22 protein-coding genes are annotated in these 26,733 nt (G+C 45.9%); 14 read left to right on the top strand and 8 right to left on the bottom strand.

What is annotated here, in order from left to right:
• The first annotated feature begins 542 nt into the window (after positions 1-542).
• The 7 genes from EKM83_RS01890 (at position 543) to EKM83_RS01860 (ending at position 6,731) form a co-directional block, all read left to right on the top strand.
• Positions 543-923, top strand: a complete 381-nt coding sequence (locus EKM83_RS01890) for a hypothetical protein (protein WP_125574948.1) — start codon at positions 543-545, stop codon at positions 921-923.
• A 34-nt stretch (positions 924-957) separates the two neighbouring features.
• Complete coding sequence (locus EKM83_RS01885; protein ID WP_125574947.1) at positions 958-1,536, top strand: hypothetical protein; 579 nt, start codon at positions 958-960, stop codon at positions 1,534-1,536.
• 35 nt (positions 1,537-1,571) lie between these two features.
• Positions 1,572-2,174, top strand: a complete 603-nt coding sequence (locus EKM83_RS01880) for a hypothetical protein (RefSeq protein ID WP_125574946.1) — start codon at positions 1,572-1,574, stop codon at positions 2,172-2,174.
• 34 nt (positions 2,175-2,208) lie between these two features.
• Positions 2,209-2,679, top strand: coding sequence for a hypothetical protein (locus EKM83_RS01875; protein WP_125574945.1), 471 nt, complete (start codon positions 2,209-2,211; stop codon positions 2,677-2,679).
• Between the two features lie 362 nt (positions 2,680-3,041).
• Entirely contained in the window at positions 3,042-3,452 is a 411-nt protein-coding gene (locus EKM83_RS01870) for a hypothetical protein (protein WP_125574944.1), read from the top strand.
• A gap of 185 nt (positions 3,453-3,637) precedes the next feature.
• Positions 3,638-4,120 (top strand): flavodoxin, encoded by a 483-nt coding sequence (locus tag EKM83_RS01865; RefSeq protein WP_125574943.1) that lies wholly within the window; start codon positions 3,638-3,640, stop codon positions 4,118-4,120.
• A 76-nt stretch (positions 4,121-4,196) separates the two neighbouring features.
• Entirely contained in the window at positions 4,197-6,731 is a 2,535-nt protein-coding gene (locus EKM83_RS01860) for a M1 family metallopeptidase (protein WP_125574942.1), read from the top strand.
• Positions 6,732-6,979: 248 nt separating this feature from the next.
• Here EKM83_RS01860 and EKM83_RS01855 read toward each other — a convergent pair whose 3' ends face one another.
• The 4 genes from EKM83_RS01855 to EKM83_RS01840 all read right to left on the bottom strand — a co-directional run bounded on the left by EKM83_RS01855 (position 6,980) and on the right by EKM83_RS01840 (position 11,398).
• A complete protein-coding gene (locus EKM83_RS01855; RefSeq protein WP_125574941.1) occupies positions 6,980-8,383 on the bottom strand; it encodes a C69 family dipeptidase in 1,404 nt (467 codons plus the stop codon).
• A gap of 88 nt (positions 8,384-8,471) precedes the next feature.
• The gene (locus EKM83_RS01850) at positions 8,472-9,209 is read right to left on the bottom strand and encodes an ion transporter (RefSeq protein WP_125574940.1); all 738 of its coding nucleotides are present in this window, start codon (positions 9,207-9,209) and stop codon (positions 8,472-8,474) included.
• A 325-nt stretch (positions 9,210-9,534) separates the two neighbouring features.
• Complete coding sequence (locus EKM83_RS01845) at positions 9,535-10,899, bottom strand: dihydrolipoyl dehydrogenase family protein (protein WP_125574939.1); 1,365 nt, start codon at positions 10,897-10,899, stop codon at positions 9,535-9,537.
• A gap of 58 nt (positions 10,900-10,957) precedes the next feature.
• Complete coding sequence (locus EKM83_RS01840; protein WP_125574938.1) at positions 10,958-11,398, bottom strand: MarR family winged helix-turn-helix transcriptional regulator; 441 nt, start codon at positions 11,396-11,398, stop codon at positions 10,958-10,960.
• A 364-nt stretch (positions 11,399-11,762) separates the two neighbouring features.
• Here EKM83_RS01840 and recQ point away from each other — a divergent pair, with 364 nt between their 5' ends.
• A complete protein-coding gene (recQ, locus tag EKM83_RS01835) occupies positions 11,763-13,559 on the top strand; it encodes a DNA helicase RecQ (protein WP_125574937.1) in 1,797 nt (598 codons plus the stop codon).
• Positions 13,560-13,664: 105 nt separating this feature from the next.
• Here the strand turns inward: recQ and arfA are convergent, their stop codons facing one another.
• Both arfA and EKM83_RS01825 read right to left on the bottom strand, forming a co-directional pair.
• Positions 13,665-15,152: an arabinosylfuranosidase ArfA gene (arfA, locus tag EKM83_RS01830; RefSeq protein ID WP_125574936.1), complete on the bottom strand. Its 1,488-nt coding sequence runs from the start codon at positions 15,150-15,152 to the stop codon at positions 13,665-13,667.
• 41 nt (positions 15,153-15,193) lie between these two features.
• Positions 15,194-16,174 (bottom strand): glycoside hydrolase family 43 protein, encoded by a 981-nt coding sequence (locus EKM83_RS01825; RefSeq protein WP_125574935.1) that lies wholly within the window; start codon positions 16,172-16,174, stop codon positions 15,194-15,196.
• A gap of 368 nt (positions 16,175-16,542) precedes the next feature.
• Between EKM83_RS01825 and EKM83_RS01820 the strand changes: the two genes are divergently transcribed.
• Positions 16,543-17,658 carry an ABC transporter ATP-binding protein gene (locus EKM83_RS01820; RefSeq protein ID WP_125574934.1) on the top strand — a complete coding sequence of 372 codons (1,116 nt, stop codon included), beginning with the start codon at positions 16,543-16,545 and terminating at the stop codon, positions 17,656-17,658.
• A gap of 50 nt (positions 17,659-17,708) precedes the next feature.
• Here the strand turns inward: EKM83_RS01820 and EKM83_RS01815 are convergent, their stop codons facing one another.
• The gene (locus tag EKM83_RS01815; protein ID WP_164505561.1) at positions 17,709-18,590 is read right to left on the bottom strand and encodes a PucR family transcriptional regulator; all 882 of its coding nucleotides are present in this window, start codon (positions 18,588-18,590) and stop codon (positions 17,709-17,711) included.
• A gap of 136 nt (positions 18,591-18,726) precedes the next feature.
• Entirely contained in the window at positions 18,727-20,184 is a 1,458-nt protein-coding gene (locus EKM83_RS01810) for an alpha-N-arabinofuranosidase (RefSeq protein ID WP_125574932.1), read from the bottom strand.
• A 926-nt stretch (positions 20,185-21,110) separates the two neighbouring features.
• On the opposite strand from EKM83_RS01810, the gene EKM83_RS01805 reads away from it, so the two are divergent.
• The 5 genes from EKM83_RS01805 (at position 21,111) to EKM83_RS01785 (ending at position 26,532) form a co-directional block, all read left to right on the top strand.
• Positions 21,111-22,394: an ABC transporter substrate-binding protein gene (locus EKM83_RS01805; protein ID WP_125574931.1), complete on the top strand. Its 1,284-nt coding sequence runs from the start codon at positions 21,111-21,113 to the stop codon at positions 22,392-22,394.
• Positions 22,395-22,487: 93 nt separating this feature from the next.
• Positions 22,488-23,414, top strand: coding sequence for a carbohydrate ABC transporter permease (locus EKM83_RS01800; protein ID WP_125574930.1), 927 nt, complete (start codon positions 22,488-22,490; stop codon positions 23,412-23,414).
• Positions 23,415-23,499: 85 nt separating this feature from the next.
• A complete protein-coding gene (locus EKM83_RS01795) occupies positions 23,500-24,384 on the top strand; it encodes a carbohydrate ABC transporter permease (protein ID WP_125574929.1) in 885 nt (294 codons plus the stop codon).
• A 28-nt stretch (positions 24,385-24,412) separates the two neighbouring features.
• Positions 24,413-25,009: a hypothetical protein gene (locus EKM83_RS01790; RefSeq protein ID WP_125574928.1), complete on the top strand. Its 597-nt coding sequence runs from the start codon at positions 24,413-24,415 to the stop codon at positions 25,007-25,009.
• Between the two features lie 5 nt (positions 25,010-25,014).
• A complete protein-coding gene (locus EKM83_RS01785; RefSeq protein ID WP_125574927.1) occupies positions 25,015-26,532 on the top strand; it encodes an alpha-L-arabinofuranosidase C-terminal domain-containing protein in 1,518 nt (505 codons plus the stop codon).
• Positions 26,533-26,733: the final 201 nt, after the last annotated feature.

The following is a 26,733-nucleotide window of genomic DNA, read 5'->3' as shown; positions in this document are numbered from 1 at the left end:
CAGCGATAATTTCTGTGGTAAGTTCATTCATGGGGAATGCCTCCTGTGATGTTTTCTGTGATTACTAAATATCATAAGGGAAGGCATTCCCTATTTCTATACAATTCAGAAATCTTTTATGCATTTACACAAGATATTTTACGCTCTCAGAATAGCAGAGAGACGTACTTAAAATACTGGTACTAAGTAAATGCTATATTGACACTTAAGGAAAACTTTATTAATATTAACAGTATAGAATACCAGTATTAATTGTACCTTGGCACTAATGACCAGCGGGTGAATCTTTCGTCTTGGAAAAGGATACAGCCATCTTAATTGCTAATACTGGTTTTTAGTAACGAAAGTGAGGGTGAGGAGTCGTATATTTAAGTAATAGATTGGTGGAATATATAGTGATAGTGTAAATGGTCAGTTTGGTCGGTGGCAGAATGAGTGGTGTGGTAGGGTATCACGAAAGGCGTCATCGCTGGCTGCTTTTTTTAACTGACTAATGCGGCCAAATTTGAGGTACCCGTAGGAAGTAATTAGGAGATGACAATGTGGATGGATTAAAGGATAAGAATGGTAAGTTGAAGAAAAGCTGGTTGATTGGCGGTATCGTTGTGCTAGTCATTATCGTAGGCTTGATTGTTTTGATGCCGCGACATTTAAGTGGAAAATACTCGCACACGACGGACCTCTTATTGGCTAAGTCAACCGATACCCTGGAATTCAAGGGAAGTAAGGTCACGGAATTTGACGGCAATAAAAAGATTAATGAAGGTACATATAAGTTAAAGGGTGATCAGCTCACCATGAAAATCAACGAAACCAATATGACCGCAACGCTGGCTAAGGACAAAAAGTCTTTCGTCGTTGACTCTGCGGATGGTCTGGCAAACTTGGCCAAAGGATTCAAGTACACGAAGAATGCAGATTAACCGCTGGATTAGCAAAGGAATGGAGATTGGTTAAATGACAAAGGAAGAAATCATCAGTTATCTTACGGACAAACAGCAGTTAACGGCTAAGGTTCAGGACTTGCGCCATGACATCTATGTTTTACAGACACAGTCAGATGGCGTGTCTAATAAGTATAAGAAGTCCCGGAACATTTTCGTTGTGGTGATGTTGTTTCTCTTATTTATGGTGGATAACGTTGTGGTTGCGGGAATTATCTTGGTAATTTTGTTAGGTGGTTATGTTTTTCTGCGGATGCGGCGCTCTGCGGATCAAGGAAAGCTCAATACGCAAATTGATCAAGTCAATCAACGAATTGCAAATGAACAGGCGCAACCAGACTACCTGGCGGGATTGCAGGATTTCCCCCGCGAATTCTACAGTTACTGGACGATTGACCGTTTAATCCATTTAGTCCAAGAAAATCGGGCAACGACATTGCAAGAAGCCTTTAACGTCGCAGAAAATCAGAATTTCCAAAACGACCAATTGGCCTTGCAACAACAGAATCTGGCCGTAGCCGAATCAACGAATTCAGCTGCCAAGGTTTCTGCAGCTGCCAACGTCTTTACGGCAATGAATACGCGGAAATAGTAAAAGGCTAAATCACTGAAGAGGAGATAATCAGGATGCGTAAATTAAGCAAGGGATTACTACTCATGTTCGTCACGTTTGGCGCGTTGGTGCTGGCAACGGGCACCACGGCCGACGCTAGTACCTGGCATCAAGGGCTACCCAAGTTGGTGCGGCAACACAAGTTGTGGGCTGGCCAAAAGGGCGCCAAGTTTGGGTCCGCTAAGCAGCTCTACTCCCGGAATTACATTGAAATTGGGAAGCTCACCCAGGGCAAGTGGAAGAACAAATACTACTTCGCCGACGTTTTACGTTCGTACTACAAGAACGGTAAGTATGAGGACACATTTGACGAGGTTCTGATCAACAACAGTCGTTACGAAAGCGACCCGGCGACGGCCTACAAGAAGATGGGCAAGCACACCTACCAAATCAAGTCGACTTTGAAGCGTTCAGGCTATTCAGACCAACGTTACAAGGTGAAGTTCTCCAAGAAAAACAAGCGGATGACCGTTTGGCAAAAGCGGTTGTGGAACCACATTGACCCGAATAAGGGCCTGAACCGAAGTCAAAAACACTGGCACAAACTGGGTCAGTACCATGGGATTAAGACGGTATCTGACGATAGTCTGTGGGATAGAGATCCAGTCCGGAAGTAAGCAGTTGAGACCGTGTGTTTGGAGGACGATTTAAATGAAAATAAAGTTAGTAACAACGACGATTGCGCTGGCGGCCGGGTTGGTGTTGGGCGGTTTGGCGTTGCCTAGTAGTACCGCGGAAGCCAAGATTCACTACACGACGATGCCCAAGGCACTCAGAGGGACTTGGGTCCACCGAGAAAAGGAAAATATTGGCGGCGATATATACAAGTATCGTTCAACGATTAAGGCTACGAAATATGTGTACAACTATAAGTATGTCGTGAATGGGAAGACCATCACTAAGATCAGGTGGTCTGGTAAAAAGAAGTCGTATTTCTACAATCACAGTGATTTGAATGTGAAGAAGCTGAAGAAAGGCCGTTGGCGGATTAGCTGGTATAAGATGAACAGTGATATGGCAACGACTTACAAGCGGGTTAAGCATAATGGTAAGTCAGCAGTGGTCAGTCTCGATCACTATTTAGATGGGCGACCGTTGAACCTTTACTACTACAAGAAGTAACCATACTGGCGTTGAATGGTGGTTGCTAGACCGAAATGGCAGATTACGGTATGCAAGTCCAAGGCCAAACATTAACGTGTTGGCTGTTAAGCGCATGCGTACGCTTAAGCGGCTTGCATTGGTCGGTGCTCAAACACCGGCCTTTTTGTTTGCCCTCACGTAGTAGGACACCGGAGTTGGGCAAGAAAAGCGGTGCTTAAGTAAGGTCACAGGATAGGGTAAAACGCTAAAAAGTCAGCATATGACGTTTACCACCACCAAACCTGATTAATTGAAAGATTCGGGCCGCTCATCTGAGAACAATCGCTGGTACCATGGTATTCTAAGGATGTACCAAATACATAATCCGAGGAGCGATACAGATGAAGTTGAAACAACTCGCAGCAGTTTTACTGACAGTGGTTACGTTGGGACCGGCCATGACAGTGCCGGCTAATGCCAGTACTAAAGTGTTACCCAAGAAGATGCGGGGAACTTGGGTTGTCAAGCCGCAATACAGTAGCTCACGTCATATCAAAAAGAACATGTGGAGCGCCAAATTAAAAATACGCGTTTATAAGAAGTCTGCGACATGGCAGATGAAAGGGTATTTGCCCGACAAGGCATTTGATCATAAAATCCACAAGATTCATGTTGTTAGTTATGACCACGGGGTGGCGCTCTTGAGAGGGGATACACTCTATACCAAGCGGAACTTTTTCTCGATGCGTGGCAAGACACTGGGGTTTGCCTGGGAACGTGGTGGCAATACCACTCTTCATAGAGTTAAATAATATTTCGAGGGAGCCTGGGACAGAACATCCCAGGCCCTCGTGCGTTTACTTTAACTAGTCAGAATAATTACCGGCTAATTGCCTTTTGTTTCACTTCCCGTTTCCTACGCTTTCACTACAAGAATCCCCCACCCAAGGTGTAAACTTGACCTAGAGAGAAAAATCCAATTACAGGGGGATTTTACATGGCAAAACAAGTGATTTTGTACTTTTCCAACACGGGCCACACTCAAGCGGTGGCGCAGAAAATTGCGGCAGTCACGGGTGCCCAGTTAGTGGCACTGCAGGCTGAACAGCCGTATACGGCGGCTGACTTGGACTGGAATGAACCGACCAGTCGGACGTCACTGGAGACCAACGACAGTACCTCGCGTCCCGGTATCGTGATGCCGGATAAACGCCTGATTTCACAGGCCGACACCATTTTTCTCGGCTCGCCGCTCTGGTGGGGGCAGGTGCCCCACGTGATCAACACATTACTGGAGACTGGGCTTTTCCGCTGCAAGGATGTCCGGCAGTTCTGCACCTCCGGATCGACACCAATCGCCAAATCCACGGCAACGTTGAAGAGTGCTTATCCCGCCATCCAGTGGGGGCCCAGTCACCGTTTCACGACTGCGATTACCGGCCAAGAGGTCGAGACCTGGCTCAAAGCGGGGAATCAGTAATTTCCTGGGTCATTCGTGGCACTGCAGAATCAATTGTCGTATAATGGGTTTATTCTAAGAATTTAAGGAGAAAACTATGGCAGAATCCACACATTTTTATGAATTATTCCAACCATCGCATTACAACGTATCTCTCGATATCAATCGGGCAACCAAGCAAATTTCTGGGACGTCAACCATTACCGGTGACGCCAAGGAAACGGGGATTGCCATTCACCAAAAATACATGACCATCAGTGCCGTTACGGCCGATGGTCAAGCGGTTCCGTTTACCTTTGACGACGAGACCGAAGCCATTCACATCGAACTGACCAAGACCGGTGAAACGACGCTGGCCATTGACTTCAGCGCACCATTGACTGACAGCATGATGGGCATTTACCCATCTTACTACGAACTGAACGGCGAAAAGAAGCAGCTGATCGGGACCCAATTTGAAACGACCGCGGCCCGCCAAGCCTTTCCGTGTGTCGATGAACCCGAAGCCAAGGCCACATTTGATCTGGCCATCAAGTTTGATGAACACGCGGGCGAGACCATCATCAGCAACATGCCCGAAGTCAAGACGGAAAACGGCGTCCACTACTTTGACACCACGGTGCGGATGTCCTCTTACCTGATTGCCTTTGCCTTTGGTGACATGCAAAGTAAGCTGACCACGACTAAGAGTGGCGTCCAGGTCGGGGTCTTTGCGACTAAGGCACACCAGGCCAAGGAACTCGACTTTGCCTTGGACATTGCCAAGCGGTCCATTGAATTTTATGAAGACTTTTATCAAACACCTTACCCGCTACCACATTCTTGGCAATTGGCCTTACCGGACTTTTCTGCCGGGGCCATGGAAAACTGGGGGCTGGTCACTTACCGGGAAGCATACTTGCTGTTAGATCCGGATAACACCGCCTTTGAAACCAAGCAACGCGTGGCCACGGTCATTGCTCACGAACTGGCTCACCAATGGTTCGGTGACCTGGTAACGATGAAGTGGTGGGATGACCTCTGGTTGAATGAAAGCTTTGCCAACATGATGGAATACGTGGCCATCGATGCCATCGAACCGGATTGGCACATTTGGGAAGCCTTCCAGACGGGTGAAGCTCCCATGGCGCTCCAACGGGACGCTACTGACGGCGTACAATCCGTCCACGTGCAAGTTGAAGACCCGGCTGAAATCGACGCACTCTTCGACAGTGCCATCGTGTACGCCAAGGGTGCCCGGATGCTGGTCATGGTCCGTGCTTTGATTGGCGACGATGCCTTACGGGCAGGGTTGAAAAATTACTTTGCGACCCACCATTACGGCAACGCTACGGGTGCTGATCTCTGGGCAGCCCTTGGTACCGCTTCCGGCATGGATGTTGGTGCAATCATGACGTCTTGGCTGGAACAACCGGGTTATCCCGTGGTTTCTGCGCAAGTCGTTGATGGCAAATTGACCATCCACCAGCAACAATTCTTTATCGGGGATGGCAAGGATGCTGGCCGGCAATGGCAAGTTCCGTTGAACAGCAACTATGACGCCGCACCCGCTATCTTCGCGGATACAGATGCCACGTTAGGCGACTACGCTGAGCTGCGCCAGGCTAGCGGCGAACCGTTCCGCTTAAACGTGGGGAACAACTCGCACTTCATCGTCAAGTATGACGCCACCTTGTTGCAAGATATTCTGGCCCATTTGACTGACCTAGATGCTATCGCGCAATTACAGCTGTTACAAGATCTGCGGTTATTGGCGGAAGGTAATCAAATCTCTTACGCCGATATTGTCCCGTTGTTGCCACGGTTTGCGGCTAGCCACTCAGCCATCGTCAATGACGTCTTATACGGTGTCGCCACTAACTTGAAGAAATTCGTCAAGGAAGGCACCACCGAAGAACAACAGTTACGCGCCTTATTTGGCAAGCTAAGCGGCGATCAAATCGCGCGGTTGGGCTGGTTACCTAAGGCCGGTGAAAGCAACGATGATGAGCTGACGCGGCCAACAATCTTGAGTGCCGCCCTCTACGCCAAGGATGATGCGGCGTTAACAGCGGCTCATGACATTTTCACCGCTCATCAAGACAACTTGGCCAGCTTACCGGCTGCCGTGCGGGTCTACATTTTGGCCAATGAGGTCGAAAACTTCGGGTCCGCTGCGCTGTTTGACCAGTTGTTAAATGACTATCGTAAGTCCAGTGATGCCAGCTACAAGGCCGACATCGCTGCGGCATTGCCAACGACACCGGATAGTGCGCTGGTGGCCAAATTAATCGCCGCCTTCGAAGATGCCGACACCATCAAGCCACAAGACTTGCGGGCCTGGTACCGCGGCGTGCTAGCCCACAAGGGGCAACAGGCAGCTTGGGATTGGATCAGAAACGACTGGCAATGGCTGGAAGATACGGTCGGTGGGGACATGGAATTCACCACCTACATTACCGTCACCACGGGTGTCTTCCACACGCCGGAACGGTTGGCTGAATTCAAGGCCTTCTTTGAACCGAAATTAAACACCCCAGGGTTAACCCGGGAAATTACCATGGACACCAAGGTCATCGCAACGCGCGTCGCCTTGGTCGAAGCCGAAAAGGACGCGGTCAATGCGGCTGTCGCCCAAACGGTCAACGGGTAATGATGAACTAATATAAGCAATGCCGAGAGAGTTTGGGTGTAACTACCCAAGCTCTCTTTTGACGTACCGATTTGATTTGGCCCATCCGTTGGCCCCATCCTTTAAACCGACAAATCATTTCGCTCACGGACTAGTAGCAGCTTAAAACGAATTTGCTATACAGCCAGGATGGGAGCAGGTATACTGGTGAGACCAAAGAAAAATGACCGCTCAGGAGGGGTCTCCCAAGCGGCCATTCATCAAGTGAATTAGTCGTTTAAGTTGTAACGCAGCTTCATGTGTTCGGAACCAAAGGTCACCATGTCGCCCAGCAACTTGGTTTGACGCGTGAAGGATTCGTTGGAAAGCTTTTCGTTGGCTTCCTTCAAAATGGCCACGTCGGCACCGTTTTCGATAGCGGCGTCGGTGTCATTTTGAATCTTACGGTAAGCGCCCATCGCTTCCAAAGCAAAGGTGTTGCGGAAGTCGACGTACAGGTCGTAATCCGTGTCACCCAGCAAGGCCGTGGTGCAGCTTAACCAGTACATGTGATTCAGGTTAAACGTCCCGTCGGCGTCCTTGTAAGCGGCTGGTGTGTCGTCCACGTTGGCGTAGAATGGCACCACCGTGTTGAACGTGTTGGCACCAAAGGCTAACCAGTGAATCCCGGCGATGCTGTCGGGCACGTTGTTACGAATTTGCAAGATGTGCACGTCGTGGTTCCGGTTGATACCGATTGGCCGGAACTTGGTCTTGTCAGCTTCGGAGCCATCCCCGTAAACGTCGTACTTGGTGTTTTCAAAGTGAGAGCTCAAGACGTACTTGACGTCTTCGATCGTGATCTTGCGGTTAGCGTGGCAAATGAATGGCAGGTCTTGATCTTGCGGATCGTGGATTGCGTCCGGCGTGAAGTACTTTTGACCGAACCAAGCCCGCGGGTTGTTGTAGACCGTGTCCTTATCAGTCGCACTCCCGAAGATGTGGCGCAAGTTGACGCCATCAAAGTCGGGGTTCAGGTTGTATTTGGCAATCAGGTCTTCCAGGTCGTCTGAGGCCAGGGTGTCATCGGCGTTGAAATCAAAGTCGTCGATGTTCATCCGGTTAGGGGCAACCACGTAAGCGTCATCCGGAATCCGTTTAGCAGCCCAGTGGTGACCGCCGATGGTTTCTAACCACCAGATTTCGTTGTTATCAGAAAAGGCGATACCGTTGGGTTCGTAAGTCCCGTATTGTGCGAGCAAACTGCCCAAGCGTTCGACCCCCTCCTTGGCGCTGTGAATGTAAGGCAGTACCAAGGTGACCAGGTCTTCTTCACCCAAACCGCCGGCGACGTATGGGTCAATGCCCATGACGCGGGAATTCGTTGTGATGGTTTCGGTCGCAGACATAGCGACGTTGTCACTGTTGATCCCGGCAGCTGGCCAGATACCGTTGGTCAGGATGGAATTCGGGATAGAAGTGTAACGGAGCGGATTGTCTGGCAATTCCACCTTGACTCCACTAATCACGGATTGATAATGCCGTGGTTGGTCGGCCGGGTTGATGACCACGAATTTTTCGGGGTCGAGGGCTTCATGACCGTCGTCGTTCCGTGAAATAATCGTGGAACCGTCGATGGAGGCCTTTTTCCCAACTAAGATGGTCGTACATGAACCTTTAATACGTTTTTCCATAAATGCAGCAACTCCTTTTAACCCGTATTATATCATTTGGGCCTAGGGGAAGAGAAGTAGTTCGGCAGGAAGATGGGGTGGCTAGCCGTTATTTATTGTCTAATTTTTCTTGGAGACGTTCAACCAACTGTCGCAGCTCCTGATTCTGTTGCGAAATGGTCGTCAATTGCTGCTCGAGGCGCCGATAATCCGTTGCCGATTCCCGGTTGGCAAAGTAGGTGGTGATGGTACTGGTCAGCGCCCCGATGAAGCCGATGCCCACCAGCATTAAAATGGTCGCGGCTACCTTGCCAATAGTGGTGTGCGGGGCGACGTCGCCGTAGCCCACGGTCGTGGTGGTCGCAATCGCCCACCAGAGTGCTTCGCCCCAGGAGACGTGTTCGGCGTAGGCGTAGAGGGTCGCCGCCAAAATCAGAATGGCCATGCACGCCCACAGTAAGTAAATGAAGCCATTAGTTTTGAGGAACCGTTTGAGCACATGGCGGAGTTTGCCTAAAAAGCCCACTAAGCGGACGAACCGGAAGAGCTGGGTCAACCGGAACAGTCGGGTCAGGCGAGCTAGTCGGAAGAAGCTGAAGATGCTGCTGAGGGGGATGATGGCCAGCAGGTCAAAGATATTTTGGCGAAAGAAGGCCCGCTTATTTTTAGCCAGTCCCAGCCGGATCAAGTAGTCCAGCGTAAAGAATGCCAAGATGCCTTGATCGGCCACGACCCACGGCCAACGGGTCAAGTGAATCAGACCGGAGAAGTCCAGAATCGTCAAGACGATGGATGCCAGCGCCAACAAGACGACACTGATATTATAAAATTTATGCGCACGTGCCATGATGTCACCCCCACAATGATGTCTGGCCTTTAGGACCAGTATGGCACGCGCCGGCACATCGCGCGCGCAAAAGGCACTGGTATTGGCGGTGGGCTAACTTGCTGGTCGATGGCAACCACCATTTACGCTGCGTGGCGACAGAAAAAAACGGTGCAACTCACAGGGAAAGTCCGTGGAGAGTTGCATCGTTTTGGGTTAAATTTTAAGGTTACTAGTGATATTGAGGAATAACAGCGGGCAACCCATTTGGCGAACGGGTGGCGGCCAGTTCACCTGGCGAAGCTAACGGCTAATCTCAACGCTATGCGTCGTCGGATGACAAAGGTTACTCTGCCGTAGTGGCTGTCGGTTGTAACAGCGGGACCAGCGTGTCGATGATGCCCTGCGTCGCCGTTGGGAAGGCCAGAATCAGCCGTTGCAAGTCGGAACCAGTCAGGTGTTGGTCGGTGATCAGCGTGAGCACGTTGATGATGTCCGGTGCATCCATCCCATAAACAGCCGCGCCCACTAATTGGTTAGCAGTATTCATTACGGCAGTCACTTCGGCCGTGGTGTCGTTTTGATATTCAAAGGCGAACAGTTGGCCGAACGGAATCGTTTGCGTGTGATAGCGTTGCGGGTCAGCGGCTGCCGTTGCGGTGGTCACGCCGACTTGGGCCAGACGCGGTAAGGCAAAGAGCACGCTGGGGATGGCAGGGTAGTCGATTGGAGCTGTAGCGCCCAGGATTTGCCCCGCAATATAGTTGGACTCAAAGGTAGCCGTTGGAGTCAGCTTCGGTTGTAATTTGGCGATGACGTCACCGCTGGCGTAGATATTGGCGCCATTGGCTCGTAAATGGTCGTCGACTTCAATGCCAAATTGGTTGGTGTGGATGCCGGCGTTTTCCAGTCCCAAATTCGTGACGTTGGGTTCGCGACCGGTGGCGTCGACCACGTATTGGGTGGCGACACTCAGACCACTAGTCGTCGTGACTTGGTAGCCATCGGTAGTCACGTCAACGGCCAGAGCGGTTTCACCGAAGTGGAAAGTCGCGCCGTTGGCTTCCATTTGAGTGATCAACTTGCCCACGTGTTGGGCGTCAAAACCCCGAGCGGCCTGGTCGCCATGTTCAATGATCGTGACCTGACTACCCAGTGCCATGACGAGAGAAGCGAATTCTAAGGTAATGATGCCGGCACCGATGAAGGTCACGTGGCTGGGGAGCTCGGGGAGGTTCAAGAACTCCCGGCTATCGTGCATGAATTCCTTGCCGACGATGGCCAAGCGTTTAGACCGTTGGCCCGTGCCGATGACGATGTTGGTCGCCGAGATGACCTGCTTGCCGACTTGAATCAAATGGTCGCCCATTAAGATCCCACTCCCCTGAATCACGTCGATACCCAATTGGTCAAAGGCTTGAGCCATTTGGTTGGGGAGGGCGTCGATGACCTGGTGCTTGTAGGCCATAAAGGCGGGCCAGTCCACGGTCGTCGTGGCAGTGACCCCCGCATTGGCGTAGTGGTTCATCCGGGTGATGAGTTCAGCTGGGCCGTCCAAAAGAATCTTGGCGTCACAGCCGTAGTTGGTGCAGGTACCACCGAGCAAGTCCTTTTCAATAATAACGACGGACTTCCCAGCTTGTTTCAAGGCGACAGCGGCGTGCCAGTTGGCATGGCCACTTCCAATAAAAGCAACATCATATTGTATCATTAACGTGAAATACCTCTTTCTAAATAAGTCGTGGACGATTGATTGGAACGACTGAAAATTACGGTAACAGTCGTTGGAGCTTCTCGATAAGTTGTTGGTTCAGTTGTAATGCGGCACGGTACTGAACTTGATCAAATGACTGGTGAGCCACTAGTTCCCGCACGGCCGCAAAAATCTGAGGCTTGGTGCGCAACGCCATGGGGGTCAACGTGATGATCAGTTGACGTCGGTCGCTGACTAAGGGTTCACGGTCCAGCCACCCGTTTAACTCCATGCGTTTGAGCAAGGGGGTCAGGGTATTGCTGCCGAAATCCAAGCGGTCACCCAGCTCATGGAGCGGTAAACGGTCATTTTCCCACAGAACCAGCAAAACGAGGTACTGCGGATACGTGAGCGCAAAGGGCTGAAGGGCCTGTTGATAAAGTTTAATCAGCAATCGGCTGGCATGGTAAGTCGAGAAGCACAGTTGATTTGCCAAGGTTAAGTCGTCTTCTGTCAAAATGTCATGCCTCCAATTAAGTTGTGTACGATGGAATTTACTATAGTCGAATTTATCGTACCTGTCAACTATCTTTAGGCGAGATTGTGAAAATTAATTATCACTCTGTTCGGTTGTAACCGAAACCGAATGCCAGTAGAATAGACTTATTGACGATTGACGGCGCCCTCCGAAAAAAGTTTAAAAATTTTTTCCGAGAGCTGCCAAAACCGCGAAAATATCGCGAATTTCGTCGGTACCGATTGGGCATTATCGCCGTCTCGCAGTCAGCTCAGCCAACAATTTAGCAGTCTGGGTGGCGACATCACTTGACGATTAGACGAACAGAAAAAGTTAGTGAAAAAATGGATTAAGGAGCGACTCGATGGATCTGACGGCAGCGCAACAAGTTTTAAAACAAGTCTTTGGCTACGATGAATTTCGACCGGGCCAACAGGCGGTCATCGAACACGTCTTGGCGGGGGACAACAGCCTAGCCATCATGCCGACTGGGGGCGGGAAGTCCCTGTGTTACCAAATTCCGGCGATGCTCTTTGACGGCATCACGGTGGTCGTGTCGCCGCTGATCTCGTTAATGAAGGATCAGGTCGATGCGTTAAATGATAGCGGCATTCCCGCAACGTTCATCAACAGCTCATTGGAGTGGCCGGACATTCAAGAACGGCTAGCCGCCCTGCACAACGGTGAGTATAAATTACTCTATATTGCCCCAGAACGGTTGGATTCGGCCGCCTTTATCCAGTCCCTGGCCCGGTTGCCCATCGACTTACTGGCGGTCGATGAGGCCCACTGTATTTCGCAGTGGGGCCACGACTTCCGGCCGAGTTATTTGGCGTTGAGTACGGCCATCGAACAACTGCCGACTCACCCGCAAGTACTGGCATTGACGGCCACAGCAACAGCGCAAGTGGCAACTGATATTCGTCAACAACTGAATATCGATGCGGCCAACGAGGTCAACACCGGTTTTGCCCGGGACAATTTGAACTTAACGGTGGTCAAGGACCAAGACACCGACCGCTACATTTTAGACTATCTGAGGGTCAATGCGGGTGAGGCCGGCATCATTTACGCCAGCACGCGCAAGGAGGTCGACCGGGTCACCAAATTACTGCAGCGACATCACGTCGACGTGGCGCCATACCACGCAGGCTTGGCCGAGGAAGTTCGGCGGCAAAATCAAGAGGACTTCCTGTATGACCGGGTGCAGGTCATGGTGGCTACCAATGCATTTGGCATGGGTATCGACAAGAGTAACGTGCGCTTCGTGATTCACGCACAGGTGCCCGGGACACTTGAAGCTTACTACCAAGAAGCCGGTCGGGCGGGACGAGACGGCCTGCCTAGTGAGGCGATTTTACTTTACCGAGCGTCTGACTTGCAAATTCAGCGGTTCTTTATCGATCAATCGGAAATGGATGAGGAACACCGCCAGCGGGCCTATAAGAAGTTGCAGGTGATGAACCGCTATGCCAACACGCAAGGCTGCCTACAGCAGTTCATCCTGCATTATTTTGGTGAGGAGTCGGCGCCGTGTGGCCGCTGCAGCAATTGTTTGGATGACCGGGAAGCGCAAGACGTTACCACGGACGCCCAGAAGATTCTGTCCTGTGTGATTCGCTTGCGGTCACGCTACGGCAAAGCGGTGGTCGCCCAGGTGTTGACGGGCGCGTACAATCAGCGGGTCCTGGAGCAACATTTAGATGAGGTGGCGACCTATGGCATCATGCGCGGTCAGCGGCAAAAGGCGGTCGGCGAGCTGATCGACTTTTTGACGGCCGCGGGCTATCTCGCCAGTGTCGGCGGGCAATACCCGACGCTCAAGGTCACCGTTGCGGGCGGCGCCGTGTTGAAGGGCGAGACACAAGTCTTTCGGAAAATGGCCCGGCAGGTCAAACGGCTGGCGCCAGAAGACGACGAACTGTTCGCAGAATTGCGCGCCCTGCGGCGGGAATTGGCAGAAGCCATTGGCAAGCCACCGTTCGTGATTTTCTCAGACAAGACCCTCCACGCCATTTGCGAAGCCCTGCCCGTCGATAACCAATCCTTCCTGGACGTCAAGGGCGTCGGCCAGAGTAAGTTGGATAAGTATGGCGAAGACTTTATGGCAATTATCCGCAAGTATGTGGCGCAGAAGAAGCAGGGGGAGTCGGCTAGTTAGGGAGAAATTTAAAAGTGTATGACAATAGGGCCTCAACGTCTAACCGCGTCATGCGGTGGGATGTTGGGGCCCTATTATTAGTGCTGTTATTATTTGTGAGGTAGCTTACCGAACTTTGATCCGGAACATGTTCCAGGATAATGGTTGAAGCGTAGTCTTGAGGACGTTGCCGTCCAGTGTGACCTTTTTGTTCGGTTGAATAGCCATCTGCTGATCCTCGTTGGTCTGCTTGATGTCGTAGCCGTAGAACTGAGTGGCTTCAATGATGCTTTCAGCATTCAAGTCGCGCAGATCCGTGGTGAAGTCCATGGCATCCTCGCCCTTGTTTTCAGCGAAGACCACGACTTCAGAAGCGTCTTGGTTGTAAACGGCTAAGCTGTCTAAGTAAGGGACATCCTTGAAGTCCTTGCTGTCGTAAGTGTCAGCTGTTTGCTTAGGGGTTAAGGCAATGCCGCGACCGTACTTAGAAACTTGCATGAACGGGAAGAAGATGGACTGTAGCCAAATGCCTTGGTCGTCAGTCATGATAGGGGCGATGACGTTGACCAATTGTGCCAAGCAAGCAATCTTAACGCGGTCAGCATGCTTGAGCAGGGTGATCAACATAGTCCCGACCATTAGAGCATCCTCGAAGTTGTAGTGGTCTTCCAGCAAGTGGGGGGCGTTTTGCCAAGGTGCGGTTTCGTCATCTTGCTGATTAGAATGGTACCAGACATTCCACTCGTCTAATGCAAGATTAATTGTTTTTTCGCTATGCTTGCGAGCCTTAACCGCGTCACAGACGGCAACAATTCCACTAATAAATTCGTCAAAGTCAATAGACTTAGCTAAGAAATTGTGAAGGTTGTTCTCTTTATTGTCGTAGTAACGGTGTAATGAGAGGTAATCGACATCGTCATAAGTATGATCAAGAACGGTCTCTTCCCAGCTACCAAATGTCGCCATTTCGCGAGTCGAGCTACCACTGACGACTAAGTCGATATCAGGGTCAACTAGACGCATGACCTTAGCAGTTTCGTGGGCCAGACGACCATACTCCTCAGCAGTCTTATGGCCAATTTGCCAGTCACCATCCATTTCGTTACCCAAGCACCAAGTCTTGATGTTAAATGGCTTCTCAGCGCCGTTCTTCTTCCGTAGGTCACTCCAGTAAGTACCCCCTGGGAAGTTGCAATACTCGATTAGATTGCGAGCAGCATCAATACCTCGGCTACCCAAGTTAACCGCCATGTCAGGGCGAGTTCCAGTTTGGTTAGCCCATTTCATAAATTCGTGCAAGCCAAATTGGTTGGTTTCAATACTACGCCAAGCAAGATCAAGGCGAGTAGGGCGGTCTTCCTTGGGACCAACGCTGTCTTCCCAGTTGAAGCCGGAAACAAAGTTACCACCAGGGTAGCGAATTAAATCGATGTTTAAATCTTTGACGGCTTTTACTACATCTTGACGAAAACCATTTTTATCAGATTTGTGATTTCCAGGATTGTAGAGACCGTCGTAAACGGCACGGCCAAGGTGTTCGATTAGAGCGCTGTATACGCGATCATCAATCTTAGAAATTTGGTTATCAAGATCGACAGTTAATTTTCCTTGCATAAAATGACCTCCTGAGTGTATTTGAACTATAGCTATTAACTTTATTTGTAATTATATGGAACTGGCTTACCGAATTTTGGCGTCCCGTCATCATTCCAAGTGAATGGTTGAACCATGGTGTGACGGTTTGGATCGTACAGTGGATCGCCCTTGATGTCGGTGTAGTTCCGGCAATGGTAAACCAAGATATCGGTCTTGTCGTCTTCAGCGACTGTAAATGAGTTGTGGCCAGGACCGTACTGGTGAATTGGCATATTGCTTTGGAAGACAGGCGTCTTAGACTTGGACCAGTTGGCAGCATCTAAGAGGTCAGCGTCTTCTGGCACGGTCAACATTCCCATGGCGTAATTTTCGTCGGTAGCGCTTGCAGAATAGGTCAAGAAGAAACGACCGTTGCGGTGGAGCACTGCGGGACCTTCGTTGACCCAGAAAATCTTGGTTTCCCAATCGTATTCTGGCTTCGTCAGCATCACTGGCTTGGTCTTCAACGTCCATGGGTTTTCCATTTCGGCAATGTAGATGTTAGAGTTCCCTTTGATTGCGGGATCCTTTTGCGCCCAAACATAGTACAATTTGTTTTGCGCTTCAAAGACGGTAGCATCTAAAGCGAAGGTATCCAGTGGCGTTTCGATTTGACCATGTTCGATCCAATCGGCTTCGTCACGCATTGGATCTGGGTTGTCACATTCGATGCAGTACATCCGGTGTTGGAACATACCGTTGTGATCGAATTCCTTGGTGTGAGAAGCAGCGAAGTAGATGAACCACTTGCCATCGATGTAGTGTAGTTCCGGAGCCCAAATCAATTGGCTCATGGCACCGCTACCATCTGGATGTTTACGCCAGACGGTTCTTGGTGCGGCGTTTGCTAAACCATTTAGTGTTTTTGCACGCCGGATTTCAATTAGATTATAGGCAGGAACAGATCCTGTAAAGTAATAGTATCCGTCAGTATGCTTATAGATATATGGATCAGCCCGCTGGACAATCAGTGGATTGACGTAGTCTTGTGCTTGTACCATAGGATAGAGCTCTCCTTTTTAATATTTGTAAGTACTTTAAGGTAAATACTTCTAATAAATGCTGATAAATACGTACAATTGAAATATACAACCGTATGAAAACGCTGTCAACCCTTTAAGCATCTGGATCGTATGGCAAGGGTAAATATAATATAAATATGTGCTAGAAGGAGGTGTAATACAGAACCCGCGGGAGATAGAAGAGCTATTGCAACGTGTCCTAACAAATATCAAGAAAACATAATTTATCAATATTTTTGTTCATGTTTGACAAAGTTAAAGCGGGTTTTTGGTCACTATTTGCTTTAAATGAATGCGCTTTCACAATATACTAAATACAGATAAACTTGAAAGGAATGTTATACATAATGGCAGAAGTCAACCTAGAGCATATCTATAAGCAATATGATGGGGCAGAAAATTATTCTGTTACTGATTTTAATCTAGATGTTAAAGATAAAGAATTTATGGTTTTCGTTGGGCCATCTGGTTGTGGGAAGTCAACGACTTTACGAATGATTGCTGGATTGGAAGATATTACTAAGGGCAAGCTGGTAATTAATGGCAAAGTTGCTAATAATTTGGCACCAAAAGACCGTGACATTGCCATGGTCTTCCAGAACTATGCTTTGTACCCGCATATGACTGTGTATGGAAATATGGCCTTTGGGTTAAAGATCCAAAAGAAATCAAAGGAAGATATTGATAAGCGAGTTAAACATGCTGCAGATATTTTAGGTTTAACAGAGTACTTGGACCGCAAGCCAGCCGCACTTTCTGGTGGTCAACGGCAACGGGTTGCGTTAGGCCGGGCTATCGTTCGTGATGCACCTGTATTTTTGATGGACGAACCTTTGTCAAACTTGGATGCAAAGTTACGGATTTCAATGCGGGCACAAATTGCTAAGTTGCATCAGGATCTTGGGACAACAACGATTTATGTTACTCATGATCAAACAGAAGCCATGACTATGGCTGATCGGATTGTTGTTATGCGTGACGGGAAAGTGCAACAAGTTGGCACACCATCCGAAGTATATGATAAGCCTGTAAATGCCTTTGTTGCTGGGTTTATTGGTGCTCCGGCTATGAACTTCTTTAATGTTACGTTGCATGATGGCATCGTGACTGACGAAAAGAATGAATTACATCTTCGTGTACCGGAAGGTCGTCTGAAGAATTTAGTTAAGCACGGTTACAATGGTAAGAAGTTAATCTTAGGTGTTCGTCCGGAAGATATTCATACGGAAAATGCATTCTTAGAGGCGTTCCCTGAAAATGAAGTTGATGCTGAAATTATTGTTTCTGAATTACTGGGTGCTGAGTCTCAACTTTATAGTAAGGTTGGGAACACTGAATTTGTTTCTAAAGTAAATGCACGTGACTTTGAAAAGCCAGGCTCTACCGTTAAGATGGGCTTTGATTTGAACAAGGCACATTACTTTGATCCTGAAACCGAGGTCTCTGTAGATTATATGAAATAAATAATGCGATCAACTAAAAAATAGGACTCCTTAGCGGGTCCTATTTTTAGTTATTGAAAAGTAAGAAGATAACAAAAGAGTAGATCATCCATATTTCTTAGATTAAAACCAGTAGTCTCTTGGAATTTCTTAATGCGATATTGAAGTGTGTTTCGGTGCAAGAACATCTTTTTAGCGGTAATACTGATGTTTCCGCCATTTTGATAGAGAATTGTAACAGTTTTTTTAGCATCAGGCATATTGAAAAGTTCCGAATTACTTTTTAGAATAAGCGGATCTTGACTCAATTGCTTTTCAAAATAATATTTCAAAATGCTATTCGAAATGGAAAAAATACGTTCACTGGTGTTCTGTTGTAATTGAAACTTAAATAGTTTTCGTTCATTTGAAAATAACTGCTCAATGGTATCATCATTTGGCCAGTATTGACCGATATATAGCTTGGATGTACAGTAAAAGTCACTATCCAAGGCTTGGCTAATACCTAAGAAATTCTCATTATCATACATTTTATCTTTCAAGGTCTCAACAACAATAGCTTCATGGTTGTTAACCAAAAATGTATCAAGAAAGGGTTGCTTAAACATAGTCTTGAATGCATGCAACCAATTGTTCACAGGGATTGAGTTATCATGACTAACTAAGTTGATTTGAATGATTCGAACTCGTTGTCCCTTTACTGGTTCTTGGAAGTGTTTCTCACCCAAAAACAGGCGTCTAAACCAGGTATGGCTATTCGCAGAATTAGTATTTTGTAGAGGCGTATCGGCAATTATGAGATTTAAGAGTGCAGTTTCTCGCGAAGAAAGATTCTTTCGAGAAAGGGTTAGCCACTTTGAGTCGATTGGAATACTCAAATAGTTTTCATTAGATATAGGTGTGTCTTTTAAATCAGCATTTGGAAAGATGCTGAGTAGCTTATTAATTTCCATGCTATATTTGTTCCTCTCGGTGTGATGCGCCATTTATTTTTAAATACAATTAAATATTAACGCAAAAGGTTCTTGCAAAACTAGTCGGAATGACAAATTTTGCAAGGACCTTTTTCTATTCTTGCGATGTAGTAGATCACTTATTCGTATTCACTTGTAGAGTAACGACGCTCATTGGTGGAATCTGGGCTTTCAATTGATGTGAGCGGAAGCTGACCGCGGAAAAATCTACTAATTTGACCTCGTTTGGATGTTCGAAGTCATTGTGTTCATCCATTCGTGATCCACGAAGCATGCTCCCATTTACAGATTTAATGACAGTATCAACGTCCACAGTAACGTCATCAGAAGCGCTTAACCCAAAATTACAAAGCGAAATGAAGTAGCCGCCTTCAGCATTTTTAGATACTGAAGCGCTTGTTGTATCTGAGAGCTCGTCAAAAGTGTTCATGGCAATAGCATCTTGATGTTTAGTAAACATTTTGAATACATAGTAGGTTGGTGTTTTAACTAATTTAGTGCCATCCGTGAGTAACATGGCTTGTAGGACGTTTACCATTTGGGCAATATTGGCCATTTGTACACGGTCAGCATGCTTTTGGAAAATGTGTAACGTGATTGCTGCAATCATTGCATCACGAATCGTGTTTTGCTGATAAAGAAAGGCAGGGTTTGTATTCTCTTCGGCGCGTAGCCAAGATCCCCATTCGTCAACGATTAAGCCAATGCGTTTTTGAGGATCATATTTATCCATGATGGTACTGTGCTTAGTGATAAGCTCATCCATCTTTTGCGCACTCTTAATAAGTGAGAACCACTCGTTTTCGGGGAAGTTCAGTGCAGGCCGTTTGTCTTCCCAAGCGGAAGCCAGTGCGTAGTGGTGCAGGCTGATACCGTCCATATATGGTGCGGCATTCTTCATTAAGACATCCATCCAATGATAATCATCAACGTTAGGGCCAGAAGCAATTTTATAGATAGGCGTGTCAGCGTCGTAGGAATTAATAAATGTCTGATACTGGCGGTAAAGATCAGCGTAGTATTCTGGACGCATATTACCGCCGCCACCCCAGCTTTCATTACCTATCCCAAAGAATTTAACTTTCCAAGGTTCCTGATGCCCATTGGTAGCACGCAAATCAGCCATAGGGGAAGTACCGTCGAAGGTCATGTATTCAACCCACTCTGACATCTCTTGAACAGTTCCACTGCCAAGATTGCCATTAATGTAAGCATCAGCGCCGAGTTGCTTTAGTAGTTCAAAGTATTCGTGAGTCCCGAAATGATTATTTTCAACAACACTTCCCCAACTGGTATTTACAATTCTTTTTCGAGTATTTGTTGGACCGATACCATCCGTCCAGTGATAAGTGTCAGCGAAGCAGCCACCTGGCCAGCGAAGAACGGGAACCTTAATAGCCTTCAACGCATTGACCACGTCATTACGGATGCCATTTGTATTAGGAATATCTGATTCTGGACCAACCCAGAGTCCATCGTAGATACCATGACCGAGATGCTCAGAGAATTGGCCATAAATATATTTACTAATTTTACCGTTTTCTCTTTGCGAATTAATTGCAATGTAAGACAAATTATTACCTCCATGAATAAGGGCGTAGTGAAAGTACCAGTACGTTATGTTAAAATAATTTTTATTCGGATAACATTATTCGGATGAATAATATATCTGAATAAATATTACAGTATTAAGCGCTTTCAATCAAGCGACGGCAGTATTTAAATTAACATGAACTTGATTAGCTAGTCTGGATAATCAGCTCATTAGTTGGGATCTAAGGAGCCAATACCGAATTAGCGGTAATCGTTAATGAACTAAATCTAAATAACAGTTGACACAAATAAATTAGAGGATATTTTGCGGTGAAAAAGGGATTATACGAGAACCAGCTCTGCTCTTAGCTATGGACAGTAAATGGTATGTCTTTTCGTTGAGGGAGAAAATTGCGTAATATTCAGGTGATAAATTAAAGAAAAAGAAGGAAAAAATCAAAATTGTTCCGTATAACTATTGTAATCGCTTACAATTTATGCTAAATTTGTACGTGGATAAGGCAAGGGAGTTAGATAGATAATTAGAGATATGAAAGTGTCCCTAGTTGTTCTGAACTCAGGAGTTGCTGGGCCTAACTTATTGCTGAATCGTTTGTTCATTGAGCAGACTAGTGAGAATAGTTACAGTTAATCTATCGCACGTTAATGCGCAGACGTCTGAAAGATAGACATGATGAGTGTCATGTCTTGTGATTTTATTCTCAATGAGTTAACTAGTGTTCAATGGCTGTATAGATGAAAGGGGGTCCTTCAATCGGATATGACAGTTCAAAAGTTCTAATATGATAGTGGCATTGCGTAAAGTACAGTCATTATTCTAAGTACATATGAAGAATTGGAGCATCTCATATCATTTAGGGGTTAGCAGATACTCGGATTCGAGAGCGAAACCACTATCATTAAGCAAGGTATTGGAATTAACTACTAATCATAGAGGTGTAAATCATGAAGCATGGCTTAATTAAAAAGCTTGGTGTCGTTGCTGCGATTGCTGCAGCTGGACTTAGTTTGGCAGCGTGTGGGAGCAACAGTAAGTCAAGCAGTAGTTCTTCAGGTAAGACGACAACTATTACGTTCTGGAACGGTTTCACGTCAACCGATGGTGATGTCTTAAAACAAATTGTTAAGGACTACAACAAGACTAATAAGGATCACGTAAAGGTCAAGATGGATATTATGACTTGGGACAACTTCAACCAGAAGTTGCCAACGGCCATCACAGCTAGAAAAGCACCTGACTTTGTCGCTATGAACTATGGTGACATGGCTTCATACGTTTCTAACGGAACGATGAAGGAAATGGGTGACTTTTACAACCAAAGTGGTGTTAACAAGTCGAACTTCCAGACTACAGCGCGTAACTTAGGTGTCATTAATGGGAAGACTTACTTCGTTCCTATGCAAGTGCAAGGTATGTATCTCTACTGGAACAAGAAACTCTTTAAGAAGGCCGGTTTGAATCCTAATAACCCACCTAAGACTTGGGCCGAATTAGCAACTGATGCTAAGAAGATTTCTAAGTTAGGGAACAATACCCAAGGGTTTGCAATGCCTAAGGATGGTAGCGCTATCATGTACAACTTGTTACAAGATAACGGCGCTAAGCTAATGAACAGTAGCGAAAAGAAGTCAGCTTTGAACTCTGCAGCCACTAAGAAGAGTTTTGATTACCTGCAACAATTAATCAACAAAGATGGTGTTGGTCCTAAGAACATCTCTGGTGCCGAAGCTGATAACTTGATGCTTGCCGGTTCTCTTGGGATTTACATCAACGGTCCTTGGTTAAACTCTGGCTTGAAGAAGAACAAGATTGATTATGGTATCAATACTTTAGTTCAAGCTAAGCAAGGAGACCAAAAGGCTATCTTGGATGGTGTTGGATTTGGTATTCCAACCAGCACTAATGATGACAAGACTAAAGCTATTTACTCATTCGTCAAGTACTGGAACACGACTAAGATTGGTAAGAAGTGGAGCCTTGAAAACAAGTGTGCGCCATACCTGAAGTCTGTCGCAGCTAACAAGGATATCAAGGATGATAAGCTTGTTTCTACGATGTACAAGCAAATTGGGTATGCTAAGCCATACTACCCAGGTAACAAGAACATGAGTAACATCACGACTAACGTGATTAACCCATCTATTGAAAAAGTTTTAGCTGGGAACAATACTACGAGTGTGATGAAGTCTGCATCTAAGCAAATTGATAGTACATTAAGTGGTAATTAGTTTGTAAGCTAGTTAATGTGAATCATAAAAAAACAGATGTTAATTTCAATCTCGATTGGAATTAGCATCTGTTTTATAAAGGAGTCGAGTTAAATGGAAGAGATCGATACATCAGTTAGTAAAAAACGTTCGTTCTTCCGATTCTGGAATCAACCGAAGCATGCTGCCTACTTATTTATGGCACCTTCTATTATCATCCTGCTATTCTTCATGGTGATTCCTTTAGTCGGGACCTTGGGTCTCAGTTTCTTTGATATCAATATTTTCTTCACAGGAACAAAGTTTGTTGGTTTGGATAATTTCATTCAATTCTTCCACGATCAACGGGCGATTAACTCCATGTGGCACACGGTATACTTTACAATCCTAGAAACACCTACACAGGTTATCGTGGGGACAATTGCTGCCGCTGCTTTGTCACGGACAACCCTATTTAATCGCTTTTCTCGATCAGTGTTTTACGTTCCAGTTATCTGCTCTTTAACTACTAGTGGGATCATTTTCTCAATGTTGCTTGATCCTAACATTGGTTGGATTCCTTATGTTTTACACCAATTTGGCATGAGCACACCACAATTTTTCCGTGACGCTACGCTGGCAATGCCATCAATTGCTGTTATGACTGTTTGGAAGAACTTTGGTGTTACGATGACGATCATGTTGACAGCTATCCAAGCTATTTCACCTAGTCTGTATGAATCGGCTGAAATGGATGGGGCCAATAAGAAACAACAATTCTTCCATGTTACAATTCCACAAATTATTCCTTCATTAGGCTTTTGTGTGATGACTAACTTGATTGGGTCAATGCAAGTCTTTGACCAAATCTATGTAACTACTGCTGGTGGACCAGAATTTAAGACTGAATCAGCTGTTCAGTACATTTATAGTCGAGGATTTTCTGCGCCATATCAATTGGGTTATGCGTCATCCGTTGCAACTATTTTATTTGTGATTATCGCGGTTCTTTCTATTTCTTCTAACTTGTACATGAGTCATAAGGAAAAGCAAATGCGGTAAACACCCAATTTGACTAAGAAGTCCTTTATGGTAGGCGACTTTAAATTTGTTTGGTCCGTAGAGGACGCGAAAGGAATGAATCTGTATGGAAGCACGAACAGCTAGTACGACTGAGCTGGTTGACTCTGGTAAAAAGAGTAACTACCACCGGAGTCGGTTAATCAAGTCAATCATTTTCAAAATTGTTATGTCATTGTTGATTTTAATTGTTGTCTTTCCATTCTTATGGTTACTGTTGTCTTCGTTCAAATATGAAAAGGATATCATTACTTATCCACCACACATTTTTGCTGGAAAGTATACATTCCAAAACTACATTAAGGTTTGGGATACCATTCCTTTACTAGGATACGTTAAAAATACTGTTGTCTTTGCTGGGGCAACTATGATTATTTCCCTGGTCTTAGATTCGATGACAGGTTATGCGTTGGCACGAATGGAATTTAAAGGTAAAACGGCCTTCTACTACTTTGTCATGGTTACTATGATGATTCCATTCATGGTTTACATGATTCCTCTGTTTATTGAAATGAACAAGATGAATTTATTGGATACCTATACCGGTTTAATTATTCCACGGGCAACGACTGCATTTGGGATCTTTATGATGCGTTCTAACTTCGTTGGTTTGCCTCGAGACCTGGATGAAGCTGCTCGGCTTGATGGGTTAAATGAATGGCGGATCTTTACTAAGATTATGTTGCCATTGTCCAAGCCGACCTTGATGGCGTTAGCGGTCTTCACTTTGACCAACAACTGGAACGATTTGCTATATCCATTGATTTTGACGACGACCTCAAGTATGCGGACGTTACCTGCTGGTTTAGCACTCTTCACTGGTCAACATATTTCATTTTACGGTCCTGTTATGGCTGGTGCCGTTATCTCTATGTTGCCATTATTCATTATCTACATTTTCGCTCAAAAATACTTTGTTCAAGGTTCAGCAATGTCTGGTATGAAGGAATAGTTTTATTAGATAAGGAGGAAAGCTACGCATGTCACGGATTTTTAACAGCCGTTTATATTTGGGCTTGATACCGCTGACAAATTATCTGATTCTTGGGGTATTTGCAACGATGGGTTTTGCGACGGTTTTCTTTGCCTATCCAATCATTAGTGCATGTATTACCACTGCAATTCGGATTTATGGTCAGGGTAATGAAACGATTATGAGAAAGTTTTTTGAAGAATTGAAACGACATTTTTGGACAAAATTGGGTATTGGATTAGTCACTTCAACGATGGCAATTCTGTTCTATTATGTTTACATGAAGGCGTTTACTCGAGTAATTGTCCCAATTCGCGTAAGTTTGGTCATCTCATTATTTCTGTTTGTTGCAGCATTGTTTTACATGGTACTTGAGGAATATTCGATGAGAGATGAGTTTCATTTTAGTCGTTTCTTCCAGAATGCGATGATTGATATCGTTATTGAACTACCGATGACGTTAGCATTTGCGGCAATCATGTTCGTTATGATCTTGTGTGCGATGGTTTTCCCAGTTACTATTTTCTTCAGCTTAACTTTTTTGAACTTTATCTTTGCTTCCTTTTACCATAAGAAGCTAAATACAAAACTTTCGAGGTTTTAATCTATATGGCAAAATTAAAGTTGTACAATGAACAACGATTTGATGTTCGTCCACGTATGTTTGGCTCGTTCCTAGAGCATATGGGAACGGTCATTTATACCGGAATTTATGAACCGGGACATCCTTCAGCAACTCCTGAGGGATTTCGTGGGGATGTACTGAAGCTGGTACGCAACCTTGGCGTAAAAACATTGCGTTATCCCGGGGGAAACTACACGTCGAGTTATCATTGGGAAGATACAATTGGTGACAAGAAGACGCGTCCTAAGCGAATGAATATCGCTTGGCAGTCGTTAGAAACTAATCAATTTGGTCTAGATGAATTCTTCCAATGGATTCAGCAAGCTAAAATTGATAATCCGATTTTAACGGTTAATTTAGGTACTCGTGGTATTGACGATGCCCTTCACGAATTGGAATATGTGAACGGAAAGTATGATACCGATTGGGCTAATTTAAGACGTCAGAATGGACATAAAGATCCGTATGGTGTTAAGTACTGGTGCCTGGGTAATGAATTAGACGGTCCTTGGCAGGTTGCAAGTAGGACACCAGAAGAGTATGGCTTACTTGCAAATGAGACTGCCAAAGCCATGAAACTAATGGACCCGGATATTGAGACAATTCTAGTCGGGAGCTCGACGCCTCGGCTGAGTACTTATCCTTCATGGGACTTTAAGGTCTTAATGGCTGCATATGACAATGTTGATTACATTGCGATGCATGATTATGTTGATCGTGATCAGTCTGAGAATTTGGACCAAGAATCTTTACGTGAGTCTGATGATTTACCAACGTACCTGGCGCGGTCGCTTGAATTTGACAAGCAGATTGAAGAAGTTGCAACAATTGCTGATGCTGTAAAGGCATTGAAGCATAGTGACAAGACTATGAAGATTTCGTTTGATGAATGGAATGTCCATCACTTTTCACAAAAAGAATCGCAGCCATGGAGTGAACATAATCCCGTAGATTGGTGTTACTTCAATTTAGCTGATACGTTATTGTTCGGCTCAATGGCATTAGCAATTCTTAGACATGGTGATCGTGTCAAACTATCATGTCAGGCCTTGTTGGTTAATACGATTCCGTTGATTTTGACCGATGAAGGTGGTAGCGCTTGGGCTAATCCAACTTATTATGTTTTACAATCACTCTTACGTAATTTGTCAGAAACATCGAGTGTTGTGAAAACATCAATGGTGGATAGCAAGCGATATTCAACAGAGCGATATCAAGATGTCCCGGTGGTGGATCAAGTTGTAGTTGATACAGGTTCTTCATTTGTTGTGTTCGCGGTAAATCGTGAAAATGAAAACCAAACTGTTTCAATTGATCTTCCGAAGGTAATAAAAGATGGTCATATGGAACACATTGTGGGTAATCTAAAGGATATGAACACGCGTGAACATCCTGAAATGCTAACGCTACAGCCGTGTGATACTACTATCAATAGTGGCAGTAAATCGCAGAGCGTTTTGTTAGCAGGATATTCATGGAATGTCGTGACCTTTAATTACTAGATGATACTTGGTGATGCCATCTGATGATCTTATGCTTACTAAAGCGGCAGCGAGAGTTGGAGTTGAAGCAAATTTAAGAAGTACGTGGACATCCTATGGTGATAAGCGTATTTTGAATCATCTGTCACTTAAGGAATGAGAAGAGATAGTGTCCTCAAGACTTGAGGGGACTGTCTCTTTTTGGTTAGGGGAATATTAGCT

Source organism: Levilactobacillus angrenensis, assembly GCF_003946085.1.
Lineage (GTDB): Bacteria > Bacillota > Bacilli > Lactobacillales > Lactobacillaceae > Levilactobacillus > Levilactobacillus angrenensis.
The sequence above is the reverse complement of the archived record's forward strand: the minus strand, read 5'-3'. Positions and strand labels throughout refer to the sequence as shown.